The organism is Anaerobacillus sp. 63XJN7_5_ISO-PGPR-S23-430 (genome assembly GCF_056173695.1).
Genome location: NZ_CM149686.1, coordinates 292,133 through 306,810 on the forward strand (window position 1 = coordinate 292,133; position 14,678 = coordinate 306,810).

Here is a 14,678-nt window from a genome sequence, read left to right on the forward strand (position 1 = left end):
ATCATATCATTTGAAAAAGTCATTTGAAAAAGAAAATTAAAGAATACATTTAATCTAAATCAAGCACAGACAATTTATTCCCTTCCCGAAAAGGTCCATATCCTATAAGTAGAGTACAAGGTTGGAATATTATACGTGTAGCAGCTGAACAAGTGGGGATATATTCTGCAATGGGTACTCATACTTTAGGGTAAACTTTTGAGTATCATCATTATAAAGAAATATAGAGATATTTGTATTTTGTAACTTATATTGGTGCATTCTTCTCCTTCAAAAACTTTAGATTATATTGGTGTGAACGCAGAATTACTTGGTGGAAGTGTAGATGATTTCGAACTTTAATATTCATCTGAACATCATTACTTGGATACTACTTAGGTGTATTGAAATAGATTTTAATTAAATAGTTAATTTATAGGAGTGGAAAATATGTTGGAACTTAAATTAAGAGAAGAATTTAGAAAGACAAGGCTAAAAGGTACTATGATTGATTTTAATAATGTTGTAAATCAAGAAGCGTCTGATTTTCTTGATATTACATACCCATCCAATGACTTAATAAAAACCATTGAATCTGTCGAACCAGATCAAGCTAGGCCAGTGGTTATGATTGGAGCCCGGGGACAAGGTAAGTCGCATCTAATGGGGGCTCTTTACCACACCTTTACTAATCCTGATACTACTAGAGATTGGTTGAGATCGTGGGCAGATCGGTTGGACAGGCCAGAGATTGCCAATATAAGAATCAGACACAATATGTTTGTAATAGCGGAAAGTTTACAACGACAAAAATATAAATTCTTGTGGGATCTTCTCTTAGAACGTCACCCAAATGGTGAGTATATACGAGGTAGGTGGGAAGAGCAAGGTAACAAACAAACAGATATACTTGGTTATGACCTAGTACTAGAAATGGTCAAACGTCAACCTACTGCAATAATATTAGATGAATTCCAAACTTGGTTTGACGGACTGACAAACACTAAACAATACCCTTGGAAAAAATGGGCTTTTAACTTCATTCAAATATTATCAGAGGTAGCTGAGAACCATCCGGAGTTATTAATACTAGTGGTATCAGTTCGAAATGGTAATTCAGATGCTTATCAACAAATACACAGAAATAATCCAGTACTGATTGATTTTAAGGGTGAATATTCTAAAAGGGATCGAAAACGTTTGCTTTTGCATCGCTTATTTGAAAATAGAATACATACATCAAATAAGGATATTTTTTCATTAATTAATGTGCATGTAGAAGAGTATGTGAGGTTAAATCAAATACCTGAAGAAGAAAAAGCCAACGAAATAAATAAATTTATTGAGGCTTGGCCATTCTCCCCTCAACTTTTAAGGTTATTGGAGGACCAAGTTTTAATTGCTACTGATGCACAAGAGACAAGAGATCTTATTAAAATTTTGGCTAATCTTTACAAACATCATGATGAAAATAAAAATATTATTACTGCTGCTAACTTCTTAGTTGATTATGATCAAGGTGGGGTTACTGCTCTGTTAGACTCTGTATCCAATGAGTATCACAAAACATTGAGAGAAAAAGCAAAAAGAAATTTAGATGCTGTATTAGACGGTGTTAAATATGCAGAATCTAAACCGGTTCATGCTTCACAAATAATTAGTGCTCTTTGGTTACGTTCATTGGCTATTGATAAAATGGCAGGCGCAGAGCCTTCAACGCTTCAGGTTGATATTACTCAAGATAAAGCAATAGACGACAATTCTTTTACTTTTGAGCTAAACACTATTGTTAATAATAGTTTTAATATTCATCAAGTCGATAACAAATTAGTCTTTCGAGAAGAAGAAAACCCTCATGCTAAACTTTTAGCGTTTGCTAGAAATGATCGACTTTATCAAAATGGATCGGATTTTAATCAATTGGCAAAAGAAATTCGCTATTTAATTGGTGGTTCTGAAGATATAAGTAATAAATACCGTATTATTGTTTTGAAAAACAACTGGGAATATAATCCTTGGGGTGAGCTTGAAGAAGATGAGCATCCTTCACGCTGGGATAACCGAATTCCAATTGTTGTTATTCCTCAAATGATACATGACATAGAGTCAAAGCTAGGTGAATGGTTGAGTAAGCATGTACCTGCAAAACGGAACACGGTTAGGTTTTTACTTCCAAGTTCAGGTACTACTAATTTGTATAGAGATCAGGAAATAATTATTCTAGCTCGAGTAATTTTAAAAGCCGGGGAATGGAAAGGAAACAATAGTGAATATCAAATATTACAAAAGAAATATAGAAAGGAATTGCAACAGCGTATAAATGCTTTGTTTGAACGCTTTGCAATTTTAGATACTTGGAACTTTCAAGAACCTAAAAAGTGTGAGTTTCATTTTGATGCACATCAGGCAAAAGGATCAGCAATTCCAGGAGCAATTGAAAAGGTTATTAGGGAACATATCTTTATCCCTGAAGACTTTGATGATTTTGTGATGACTATTGCTGAACAAAGTGATCCAGTTAGCAAGCTTATCCGAGAACTACAGGAACCTCGCCCCTCTGGAGAAGAGTGTATCCCTTGGTTAGGAGAAACAGAAGTAAAGGAAAGGCTTATTAGTATGTGCGCTAATGGAAAAATTGCAATTGATAATAGAGGTTTAGAAACATTACGAGTGAATGCTTATGAAACATATGATGAAGCTTGGCAGAGGATGAAAGGAAAACTTGGTACAGGGAAACATCTTGATCAAACCTATATTCTTAAACCTAATGTTGCAACTACTGCGAATGCAAGGTTGCAAGATGACAAAGATGAAAATCCTATATCTATCGATACTACAGATAATCCAACATCCACCAAAAATCCTTTTGAATATGAAAATTCCCCATTTCCTGGGGAAAATATATTTGATAATCCGAAATCCGGTACTATAAAAACTTATAAAAGTGAGCCAACTTCTTATCTCAACCTTATAGGTAAGGTGGAACAATGGGGGATAAATACTGCCACACCTGTAAAGAACATCTCTGTTGAAATTGAACAATTGACGGGAGCACAACTCCAAACCTTATTAAAATCTCTACCTGACGGAATAAAGTATGGCTTAAGTGTTGATAAGGAGGAAGAAAAATAATGGTGATATCCTCAAAAATGCTACAGAATACTTTAGTTGAAGGGAGAGAAGGTGCCTGGAAGTATATCTATCAGAATCTTTACGAGATATTTTCAAAACCGTATAGTGATAATATGGAAATAGAACCTCAGATAATAATGCGTGAAAATATGGTTGAAAATATTGATACATTATTATCCGGTTCAGCGTGGGACTTGTGGAAATCATTTATAACAGAGACAGATAGAACGAGTACTAATATAATTGATTTTTGGAATAATACTAAAAATGGTAAAGCAGTACTTATACTAGACGGATTATCTTTAAGAGAGCTTCCTTTATTGTTAAAGGAAGGCATCAAAAGAGGATATGATATGCAGTCTAAGGTAACTAGTTCAGAATTACCCAGTGAAACCACTTTTTTTGCTAGGAGTTTAGGGTTTGCTCAACGTTCCTCTCTTGAAAATAATCGCGCTACCTCAACAGTTATAAAGGATGCTAAGTTTGATTGTGTCAATCTACCTTGGAAGGACTGTAGCTTGCTGATCAAAAATGAACCAAACTGGTTTTTATGGCATACTTGGCCTGATGATAAAATACATGCTTTATCTAGTCCAGGTAAAGGTGTACGCGATATGGGGAGAGATTCTATGAATAATCTAACCTCTGATGGTTTTTGGGAACTAATAGAAAGATTAACTATTGGGCGAAAACTTATTGTCACAAGTGATCACGGATATGCTGCATCTGGTCTATTTTCTGATGTTGTCAGTAAAGATCAAAGTAATTATTTGAAAAAAATGTTTAAAAGTGGACGCTATATAAAACATGAAGATAAAGGAAATACATGGGTACCTCCCACAGATTTACACTTGCAAACTAATTATGGTTCTTATCGATTTGTACTTGGTAGAAGGAAATGGAAAAGTTCTGGAGGGTATCCTACTTTATCACATGGAGGTTTGTCGTTAATGGAGGTAGCCGTCCCTTTTATAGAAATAAATAGATGAACCTAAAAGGGAGAAATAACATGAGTAATAGAAAAACGAAAAAAGAAATCATCGCTGAAGAAGTTTCTAAAACAGTAAATGCCGGAGATAAAAGTTCAATAGAAACGGTTGATTTTGGAGATGTCAATCGTTCAAAAACTGCTTTAGAAGTTGATTTTCCAATATTAAATGTAAATCAAATAGCAACTATTGAAGGAAATGCCGGAAAACCTATATACCAGATGTCTAAGTGGTGGGCTAGGCGGAGGTCAAGTGTGTTTCGTTCTATATTATTATCCGCAGCAATGAAGGCTCCTGAAGACCCAATGGATGCTGCGAAAAATGCTTGGGATGCTTATTATGCAGATCACCAATCTAATAAAAGGTTAGAAGAATTAAAAGTTGCAGACATATTCATGGGCGGAGGTACCACTATAGTAGAAGGGTCTCGTTTAGGAATGCAAATGTACGGAAATGATTTAAACCCAGTTGCATGGTTAGGCGTAAAAAATGAAATGGCTACTGTTAATTTAGTTGAAGTAGAAGAACTTATAAAAAAAGTTGAAGAAGAAGTGAAACCACAGATTGCACCATATTTTTCTGGTGGATGCCCTCGAGGGCATAAAGGGAAATGGCTAAAGTTTAACATACCTAACGTACCAATCTCTCCTTTCTTTGATTATTCAACTTTAACTGAACCCAATGAGCAAGAAATAAAGGAATTCAATGATGAAATTTCAACTTTTGAAGGGTGGTCCAACTGGTACAAAAGACAAGGGTACGAATTTGAAATCATGGAAGATGGCTTCAATGAATTAGAAACATCACAAGAAGAGAGATCATACTTTCGTTATTGGGGACCTGAAATAATTTATACGTTTTGGGCAAAACATGGTCCATGCCAAGTAACTGGTTGCGGACATAGAACTCCTATTATGACGACCCCGGTAATTACAGAAAAGAATATAAGTGTAAAGACATGGTCTAACTATAAATGTGAAGAGTGTAACCATAACTTTGATATTGAGGAAAAAGAAGCTCGAATTGCGCCAAGTGAACCTTTGGTAGTAGCAGATAGTGAAACCGATTATGTAATATTGGGGCAGGAATCAAAATTTAAATGCCCTGAATGTCAACACATACACTCCTCTATTAATTTAAAAGACCAGAAATATATGAAGAAAAAAGTAACATTAACATTACTCGTACATCCTGAGTGGTTGAAAGGGTCTCCGAGCGTTACTGAAGATGGTGAGCGTTTGGGAGGAAGTTCTGATGATGACGCATGGAGTACAGTATTATGGAATAACGAAAGAGCTAATAAGTTAAAATTAATTGAAGTTCGTGGAAAGTTACCTAATGAAATTACGTGTCCGGATACAGGAGTTAAATTTAAAACAAATGAAGAAGCTGGTACCAATAAAGGTAGAGGTAAATATAATTGCGGTTCATGTGGTACTCAACAGGTACTTTCTAAAAGCTTAGCCTCACTTAAAAAAGATGCTCCTGTTTCGATATATGCTTATCATTGTTATTGTCCAGATTGTGCGAATGAAAAAAAACTTTATAATGGAAGATACTTCATTAATGCTAAAGATGTAAAAAAATACAATGAGTCTGTTTTAGAATGGGATTCAAGGAAAAATGAGGATTTAAAAGGGTATTGGCCTGAGAGTGAAATAACGTATAGTCATCAAACACATCAAAGAGATAATTTACCTAACCATGGTTATACACACTGGTGGAAAATGTTTAACGATCGCCAACTTCTTGTTTTAAGTCAATTGTTAAAAACGATATCTAACACAGAAGGTTTTTCCTGGGAGTCTAGAGAAGTTTTATTAAGTGCTTTCCAACAGTATTTAAGAAATCAAAACATGTTCTGTATTTGGAATTCTAAAGCTGATAAGTTAGAGCCCCATTTTAGCAACAATAATTATTATCCTAAAATGAATATAGTAGAAAATAGTGTATTTTCTAACCTTGGAAGAGGAAACTGGAGCTCAGCATATGGGAATATGATTAAAGGATTGAAGTGGAAAGAGAACCCCCATGAAATTGTCTCCAAAGAATATCTAAAAGAAGTCTCCAAAGAATTATATGATTCCATTTCTACAAAAGGATTTAAAGTATCTACAAATGACCCAGTAAGAAATAATTCAAAATTAATATGTGAATCTTCTACAAACCTTAATTCTATAACTGATGGGGAAATTGATTTGGTTATAACAGATCCTCCTTTTGGAGATAACGTTCAATACGCCGAGTTAGCTGATTTCTTCTATGTTTGGCTAAGATTAGCATTGAAGGACAAATATCCTAAAGAATTTTCAACAGAATATACACTGAAAGCACTTGAGGCAGTATCCAATCGAGCACGTCACCCTGAAGATCCTGACGATTTTTACCAACGGCTTTTAACGGAATGTTGGAAGGAAGCCTATCGAGTAATGAAGCCTGGAGGCACGCTAGCATTTACCTTTCACCACAGTGAGGATGAGCCATGGATAGCTGTATTAGAAAGTTTATTTGATGCAGGGTTTTATTTGGAGGCAGCATACCCTATTCGTAGTGATGAGACTAAAGGAGAAGCCGGACAATTCGGTTCTAGAAAAATAGAGTATGACATAATTCATGTTTGCCGCAAAAGAGTTGAGAGTCCTAAACGTGTAAGTTGGGCTAGGATGAGAAGGCAAGTGATACGAGATATTCGTCATTTGCAAAACCTTATGACTAACCATTCAGAAGCAGGCTTACCTGAATCTGATCTGCAAGTTATCAAAAGAGGGAAGGCACTCGAATATTTTTCCAAGCACTATGGACAAGTATATATTGAAGATGGTCGGGAGTTTAAAGTAAAAGAAGCACTAATTGCAATTAATCAACTCCTTGCTGATGAATACGAAAAGAATTCGGAAGCTCCTCCAGTTGAAGCTGAAGGTTTAACTAGACAGTTTCTCAGAATATTTGATAAGAGAAGTACTATCCCTCGAAATGAGATGCAGAATTATTTAAGAGGAACTGGCGTTGCGGCTTCTGACTTTATATCGCGAAACTGGTGTACAGAAAAAAATCGTATTTTTCACATGACCCCACCCTTGACTATCGCAAAAGAATGGAAAGGTAAGCCGCGTAAAGGTATGGCTCATGATTATGAACAAGCTATGTTTTTAATTGGGGCTTCCTATGAAGAAAGTGGAATAAATGTTAATGAAACTTTAAATAACCCAAACTTCAAGCCGCATCCTGCAGTTGCTCCATTAATAAATTGGTTTACACATAATGGTGATTCTTCAGAAATGAAAATGGCTGCTTTGAAAGCTTACCAAATATATACATCTTGGGAATCTCGCAATCCGAAGTTGAAATATGATCAATTAGCTCTTTTTGATATGGAGGAGGAATGAGGATTGTCTTCAGTAATTTATACTGATAGGTGGACTCGGAGTGGCATATCGCTACTCTGGGATGCATCCGCTCTAAGCTCAATAAGTAATGCAGATGATGTTTGTAGTGTTAGAGAGTATCTCCAGTTTTATAAAGATGGTTGGCCAGACGAACTGCTATCTGCAGGTGGAAATACTATGGTTGTAGCAGGTTTAGAAACTATCTTAGATGCTATGGAACCTTCAAAAGTAATTGAATGGTTAGAAGAAGTTTTATATGCTTCTTTATTGTCTTTTCAACAGGAGTATGAAGGCCAATGCGGATTAGTTTTTTGGCTATCTGATGGTCAATTGCGGTTGAAATACAATATGACTGACAGTATTTATTATTGGAAGTGTAGTGGGAGTAATAAAGGAAGAGAAATTCCACTTAGTCGTTGTTTGTGGAATGGTGCGGCTACTGATGCAAAATTATTGGCTAGCAATTCTAGTGTCTCAGATATAGCTGATAATGGGTGTATAGGTATTTATCACCCTAGGATTTCATAAAGTTGGTGAAATAATGGATTACCATTCTGGACAACGTGTTTCTCATATAGAGTATGGTGAAGGGATAATAATATCTAAGTCATCTGAAGGGTTTATTAAAGTATTTTTTAGTAGTGGAGAAAGACAAGTACCAATTTCTTCAATTAACGCAATTTTGAGTCGTTCTGAACAAATTATACAAAATACTACTACGGGTGAGGAACGCAATAAAAGAGCGTGGCTAGTCTATCAAGCACACAATCTACCATTAGTGGAAAGTGCTGCTGCTTTGACATCTGCCAAAATTGATTTATTACCTCATCAAGTTGTTCTCACGCATAATGTTTCAACTGCTTCTCCTAGAAGATTTCTAATAGCTGATGAAGTTGGTTTAGGTAAAACAATTGAAACAGCTCTAATCTTACGAGAATTAGCAAGCAGAGGAGAACTTACAAGAGCCCTGATAGTTGTTCCTGCTGGACTAGTTAATAATTGGCATGATGAACTTAATAAAGTATTCAATTTGGATTTTGAAGTATTCGGAAGTGAAGGAGATGTAACTGATAGAAGATCAAATGCTTTCGAAAAACATGATCGACTAATAGCGAGTATTGATACACTAAAGAGAAAATCTAGAATTAAAAAGTTGAAAGAAGCTCCTCTATGGGATTTAGTAGTTTTTGATGAGGCTCATCATTTAAGTGCATACAAGAATGGTGGTAAAGTGAAAAAGACTGAAAATTACAAGTTGGCTGAGACACTAAAGGATTTAACAAGAGATATTTTACTACTCTCTGCTACTCCACATCAAGGTGATAATTTCCGTTTTTGGATGATGGCTCAACTTTTAAATCCAACACTTTTTAATGATATTGACGAAATGATTGAAAATCGTCATCGCTTAAATGAAATTGTATATCGTCGAACTAAAGCTGATGCGTGTAGGCCTGATGGTTCTACCTTATTTGCTAGGAGGTTAGTACATACTGAATCATTTGTAATGTCAGAAGAAGAAGTTGATTTTTATAATGCGTTAAAAGATTATATAACAGATGGGTTTGCATTAGCAAAACGGCAAGGTGGAAAAGGAAGAGCATTGGGATTTGTAATGACTATTTTTCAAAAAATAGCTGCTTCTAGTTTCGCCGCTGTAAATCGAACTTTAAGAAGACGATTATTAGCATTAACGATTCAAGAAGGCATTGTGCATGATTCAAACCTTAAGATCGAAGCGAGAGAAGAAGCATTTAAAGAAGCAAAGAAAATAATTCGTGAAGAGTATCAACTACAGCATGACCAAAAAGGTAATATTGAGGTAGACCATATATTAGCTGATTATAAGCGTAAAATTTTAAGGAAAATTGATGAGGAAAAACTCCAAACTGCTGCAAGCTTAGAGACCAACGAAATTGAGATGTTTCTTGCGGAAGAGGCAGCGGTAGGATCAGTTGATGTAGCTTTGCCTGAAGAAAGAAAGCGTATTTTACATGTTCTTTCTAAATTGCCAAAACATAAAGAAACTAAGGTTCACAAGTTACTTAATGCATTAGGTACACTGTGGCGAGCTAATCCAGAAGAAAAAATAGTTATATTTGCAACCTATCTAGGCACGGTTGAAATGCTAAATATAGAAATAGAGAGGTTTTATCCTGGTCAAGGTGTAACAATTTTAAAAGGTGGAGACCATGGAGCTAAAGTTGCTGCACAAAGACGATTTCAAAGATCTGATGGCCCGAAAATCTTAATTTCGACTGCAGCAGGAAGAGAAGGAATTAATCTACAATTTGCTAGGGTTTTGTTTAACTTTGATCTTCCCTGGAACCCAATGGATCTAGAGCAAAGAATTGGACGTATACACCGATATGGTCAAAAGTACACTGCCCAAGTTTATAATCTGGTATTATCCGATACAATAGAGGGTAAAATATATTTACTCTTAGAAGAAAAGTTACAACAAATTGCACGAACCTTAGGTAAAGTAGATGAATTTGGAAATGTTGCGGAAGATCTCCAATCACAAATTTTAGGACAATTGTCAGAGCGTTTAAATTATGAAAAGTTATATATGAACGCTTTGGATGATCCATCATTAATAAGAACTAAATTTGAATTAGAACAAGCCATGATTAATGCAACAGAAGCGAGAAAGGCAGTATTTGAGTTGTTCCAAGATCTTGATGATTTTAGCTTAGATGACTATAAACCATTTTCGAATCTCCAAAGTGGATTGGATCAAATTGAAAAGTTTGTAAAAGAGGCAGTTGTATTAGACGGCGGAACCTTTAAAACTATCAAAGATAACGGGTTTGAAATTTGTACTAGAAATTTTAAAGGCACATTTACTTCGTGCAGAGAAGAATCAATAAAAAATGATGAGATTTTTTTATTAGGGCTTGATAATCAAATTATAGAGGAGTACTTAAACCAATATTTAACTTTTAGCCCTAAGGAAATTGGTATAAGAGTTAAATCAAATGGAGAGAGATCGGGAATCTTATCTATATGGTATATTGAGACTCAGGGTGAAAAAAGAGAAGTGAAAACCTACCTCATTCCTTTAGCTGTAAATTATGAAGGTGAACGTGTCCCGAGCTGGGAAAAACAACTAGATGAGATCTTTAACTTACCACCAGATGAATGTGGACAAACACATGAGAATAAGGAGCAGCTTTTAAAAAGTATCATTGAACCAATGTTACAAAGAGAATTACTTCATCGTGGATTGATAATTGAAAATAGTGATTATAGAACAAAGTTGATTGGATGGATTGAGATCACTTAAAAAACTATTGAATATGTCTTTCTAAAATGATTGACATTCTATTTATGTCTAGATTTTACCTGAATATTGTTCAGAAGTATTGATATCTTATATTGCTAAAGTTAACCAAGTAAGTTTTATCACAGATAATAAAGGTACTTTATCTTACATTCTTAAATATTTATGTTGCTCAAGGAATGTGCGAGATTTCCACTCAAACTTCCTAACTATGCAAGATGATATTCGTAGAACTAGGTTGAATTTAAGTTGTTGACGAATTGTTGACTAAATTCGTCAACAACTACTTTTCTAAATCATTATGAATCATATACTTATTTTAAAAAACTCAATTAAACCAGTCTTATTTATCCTTTATCATTAACTATAAAACTAAGAAATCGTGACTGGCACTGTAGAGGTCAGCGGTTTAAGCCTGGTATGCTCCATCTATGGAACCCCCTTGCGGATGCAAGAAGGGTTTTTTCTTTTTTTTAAATAGTGATAATGTGTTAAAGATTAGTAAATGAAAAAAATTAATGAACGATGAATTCTATTATTTAAATTTTTTCGTAATATACTAATTCCTAAATATGTTAATATGAAAGTGTGGAGAAATCCAAAAAAGTAATTTATTCCAATGGCCCACTTTTTAATGGTTAAGATTTGTCATCTATTAAATAATCCCCCTTAAAGAAAAGGATGAGTTTAGTTGTTACGACAAGGGAAAACTAAGACATTATTAGAGAGCTCTATTGAGTCTGCATTACTAGCAGTAGAAGTTTACAATAAGCCTAGAGCACTTTTTAGAGTTGAGAATTATATTACTTTAATGGTAATGGCGTGGACCCGTTTGTTCCATGCATACTTTAATCATAATATTGGGGATAAATATTATTACAAAAATGGAAATAAGTATATAAGAGTAGATGGTGAGAAAAAAGCTTGGGAATTAAAAACATGTATTAATAAATATGATGGTCTAGATAATGCAATTAAAGATAACTTAACATTTTTTATAGGCTTGCGTAACAAAATAGAACATAGGCATGTTGAAAAAGATCAGATAGGTATTCTCATTTTCGGAGAATGTCAGTCCTTACTTTACAACTATGAAAATACATTAATGCATTTTTTTGGGGAGAAGTACGCTCTCAATGAAAGTCTGGCTTTTTCATTGCAATTTTCAAGCTTCAGGACAGAAGAACAACGCCAATCAAATAGAAAACTATTATCTAAAGAGGTAAATGATTTAAAAGAGTATATTGAAAACTACAGAAATTTATTAGATGAAGAAGTATATAATTCACAAGAATTTAGTATAAAACTAATACAAGTACCTAAAATTTCTAATACCAACAGAAATGATTTGTCTGTGGAGTTTGTTAATTGGAATAACTTATCCGATGAAGATAAAACTAACTATGAACAACTGGTAGCAATAGTAAAAGACAAGGTAGTAAAAAAAGATGTTATTAATCCTGGTAGGCTTAAACCAAGCGATGTAGTAAATAGGGTTAGTGAAGCAGCAAACACTATTTTTAATCAATATGATCATATGTGTCTTTATGATATTTTCTCGGTAAGACCGACAAAACATAGTGATAGAGATGAATTCGATACTAATACTTTATATTGCCATTATGATGAAGTTCATGGTGATTATGTATATCAAGATTCATGGGTTGAATTCCTTACGCAATTAATTGCTACTGGGAAAATGGAAAAAGAAACGTGGAAAATGCATTATAAGAGTAAAAGTAAACTAGATATAAGTAATTTTGAGTAAAAGATGAGAGTTAAAAGTTTATCTCAGATGTCCACCTAAAATAGAATATTAAAGTATTAGGGTTATTAGAAAATGGAGGATAATAATGAAGGGTGAACAAATTAAACATATATTGTATGAATCTGGGGTTCCTAAATATCACATTGCATTTTTAGAGTCAGAAGTTATGAAGTCTGAAGATGATCTATATAATACATATTCAAAGAGCGGGGAAGAAGAAAAAATTAAGTTCTCTGTAAGTAAAATTAAAGGCATTTCAACCGGAAGAGGAATTACTGGATATACATGGATGCATAACTTTATTTATACATCACAATGTAACTTCCGACACGAAACCGTAGAGAGCTTTATGTCGAAAATAACCAAATCGAATTTAGAGAATTTTAAAACTTCTTTTAATGAAAATCAATTTTCAGGCGATAACTTAAGGTTTAGCTATTATAAAGATGTAGATGAATATTATACGAGCAGTGGGGGAAGTCATAGAACTCTTTTTGCAAAAATAATAGGAGCTCCATATATATGCGGTAAAGTTACTACATATGAAAGAGATCCTATTAAAGAAGAGAATTTAGGAAAAGTTAAATCCAAAAAAGAAAATTTAAAAACATTATTAAAGAAGATGAATTTAGAGTTGGTAGAATATGGGGAAGAAAACTCTATTAAGTTTAATACTGTATATTTAAGAATATTTGAGGAAAATTTAATAAATGATTTTAAAGATCAAAATAGAGTGAAAGCACGTCTGAATATATACAATGAAGAAATAAAATACTTAAATGAGCTTCAAAGTCTACATAATCGCTATAAAAAAGCACCTTTGCTTTTCTTGCAATTAAAGAACTACATATCCACTCAGAAACTAATAGAGGATTTGGTTTCTCTATATAAAATAGGATGGAGCCCAAAGTGAAGGGCGCATTATTATATTGAGGATAATAAAATGGTATTTAACTAGTAGGTCAAATGATTTTCAAAAATGGTTGCCGAATAAGGGATTTAATGTTTTAGTTTTTAGTATCATTTTGAAAATGGCCAAGAAGGGGTTATCTATCTATTCCTGCGGTTTTAAAACTCTTTTACTGACTGGATTTTGACTGGATGATATTCTTATGTATCAGTGTCCTATTTATCAATAAATACTTTAAATTACTTGATAGAGCTATAAAATAAGGAATTAGAATCTCTATTTCTCCTTATTTTAATATCAAATGGTATGGGCGGCATGATGTAATTCATGCTCCCCTTCCGTCCGGTATTTCCGGATTGAAGTTCAAAAGCATTCTCTTGGTGATGAGCCAAGAGGATGCTTTTTGTTTTGTTCCAAAAGGGATTTTTTTCTAAATCAGTCTTAAGACGGAGTACTTATCAAACTGAGGGTCATCGTCTAGCTTTCTATGATTCGCTACACTTAAAGTATCAAAACAGCAGGGGTGTTAGTAATGGCGATGAAAGAAAATGTTATGGAAAGAATGCCGGATGTAAAAGCAGACAAGATTGACTCCATATTTAAAAATAAAAATTTCCTTCTTTTATGGGCGGCAGCGTTTTTATCAAGCTTTGGCATTTCCTTCTTTCTTTTTGCTGAGAGCTGGTACGTGGTGAATGTTTTAAATCTTGAAGCTTCACTCGGACTCATTTACATTGCTTCAAGTATTCCAAGACTAGTATTTATGGTGATAAGTGGCACGGTAGCGGATCGCATGAGTAAGACGAAGATCATGTTCTTATCTGATTTTTCAAGAGGGGTCCTTCTTAGTGGTTTAGTACTCTGGTTTATATTTGGAGATATCACTCTTTGGACATTTGTTGGAGTTGCCTTCTTCTTTGGAATTTTAGATGCTTTTTTCTGGGCAGCAGAGAGCGCTGTGATCCCATCGATTATTCGAAAAGAAAATCTGACTCGAGGCAATTCAATTATTCAAATGACTAACCAGGCATCGTTTATTATTGCACCTATGCTCGCAGGATTACTTATTGCTTTTGGAAGCTATGAAATCGTCTTCGCTGTAACAGCGCTAATGCTTTTTCTTGGAAGCGTATTGATTTATTTGATGAAAATCCCAAAACAAGATGTATTTGGCAACTACAAAATGTTGTAAATGGCAGTTAAAAATGTATGCCACTTGCCACTCCAC

At 34.2% G+C, this 14,678-nt stretch carries 8 protein-coding genes; all 8 read left to right on the forward strand.

What is annotated here, in order from left to right:
- The first annotated feature begins 429 nt into the window (after positions 1-429).
- The 8 genes from AC0VYJ_RS01705 (at position 430) to AC0VYJ_RS01740 (ending at position 14,642) form a co-directional block, all read left to right on the forward strand.
- A complete protein-coding gene (locus AC0VYJ_RS01705; protein ID WP_475366360.1) occupies positions 430-3,111 on the forward strand; it encodes a DUF499 domain-containing protein in 2,682 nt (893 codons plus the stop codon).
- Positions 3,111-4,100: a hypothetical protein gene (locus tag AC0VYJ_RS01710; RefSeq protein ID WP_475366361.1), complete on the forward strand. Its 990-nt coding sequence runs from the start codon at positions 3,111-3,113 to the stop codon at positions 4,098-4,100. Before AC0VYJ_RS01705 ends, AC0VYJ_RS01710 begins: the two co-directional genes overlap by 1 nt.
- 20 nt (positions 4,101-4,120) lie before the next feature.
- Positions 4,121-7,486 carry a DUF1156 domain-containing protein gene (locus tag AC0VYJ_RS01715; protein WP_475366362.1) on the forward strand — a complete coding sequence of 1,122 codons (3,366 nt, stop codon included), beginning with the start codon at positions 4,121-4,123 and terminating at the stop codon, positions 7,484-7,486.
- Between the two features lie 3 nt (positions 7,487-7,489).
- Positions 7,490-8,014, forward strand: coding sequence for a hypothetical protein (locus tag AC0VYJ_RS01720; protein WP_475366363.1), 525 nt, complete (start codon positions 7,490-7,492; stop codon positions 8,012-8,014).
- A gap of 13 nt (positions 8,015-8,027) precedes the next feature.
- Entirely contained in the window at positions 8,028-10,775 is a 2,748-nt protein-coding gene (locus AC0VYJ_RS01725) for a DEAD/DEAH box helicase (protein ID WP_475366364.1), read from the forward strand.
- A gap of 688 nt (positions 10,776-11,463) precedes the next feature.
- A complete protein-coding gene (locus tag AC0VYJ_RS01730) occupies positions 11,464-12,540 on the forward strand; it encodes a DUF3644 domain-containing protein (RefSeq protein WP_475366365.1) in 1,077 nt (358 codons plus the stop codon).
- Between the two features lie 85 nt (positions 12,541-12,625).
- Positions 12,626-13,453: a hypothetical protein gene (locus AC0VYJ_RS01735; RefSeq protein ID WP_475366366.1), complete on the forward strand. Its 828-nt coding sequence runs from the start codon at positions 12,626-12,628 to the stop codon at positions 13,451-13,453.
- A gap of 529 nt (positions 13,454-13,982) precedes the next feature.
- On the forward strand, positions 13,983-14,642 hold the full coding sequence (locus AC0VYJ_RS01740) for an MFS transporter (protein ID WP_475366367.1): 660 nt from the start codon (positions 13,983-13,985) through the stop codon (positions 14,640-14,642).
- The last annotated feature ends 36 nt before the right edge of the window (positions 14,643-14,678 follow it).

What these genes read in the sequence shown, in the direction of transcription:
- AC0VYJ_RS01705 (WP_475366360.1), top strand. Translation starts at nt 430, where the DNA reads ATGTTGGAACTTAAATTAAGAGAAGAATTTAGAAAGACAAGGCTAAAA.
- AC0VYJ_RS01710 (WP_475366361.1), top strand. Translation starts at nt 3,111, where the DNA reads ATGGTGATATCCTCAAAAATGCTACAGAATACTTTAGTTGAAGGGAGA.
- AC0VYJ_RS01715 (WP_475366362.1), top strand. Translation starts at nt 4,121, where the DNA reads ATGAGTAATAGAAAAACGAAAAAAGAAATCATCGCTGAAGAAGTTTCT.
- AC0VYJ_RS01725 (WP_475366364.1), top strand. Translation starts at nt 8,028, where the DNA reads ATGGATTACCATTCTGGACAACGTGTTTCTCATATAGAGTATGGTGAA.
- AC0VYJ_RS01735 (WP_475366366.1), top strand. Translation starts at nt 12,626, where the DNA reads ATGAAGGGTGAACAAATTAAACATATATTGTATGAATCTGGGGTTCCT.
- AC0VYJ_RS01740 (WP_475366367.1), top strand. Translation starts at nt 13,983, where the DNA reads ATGGCGATGAAAGAAAATGTTATGGAAAGAATGCCGGATGTAAAAGCA.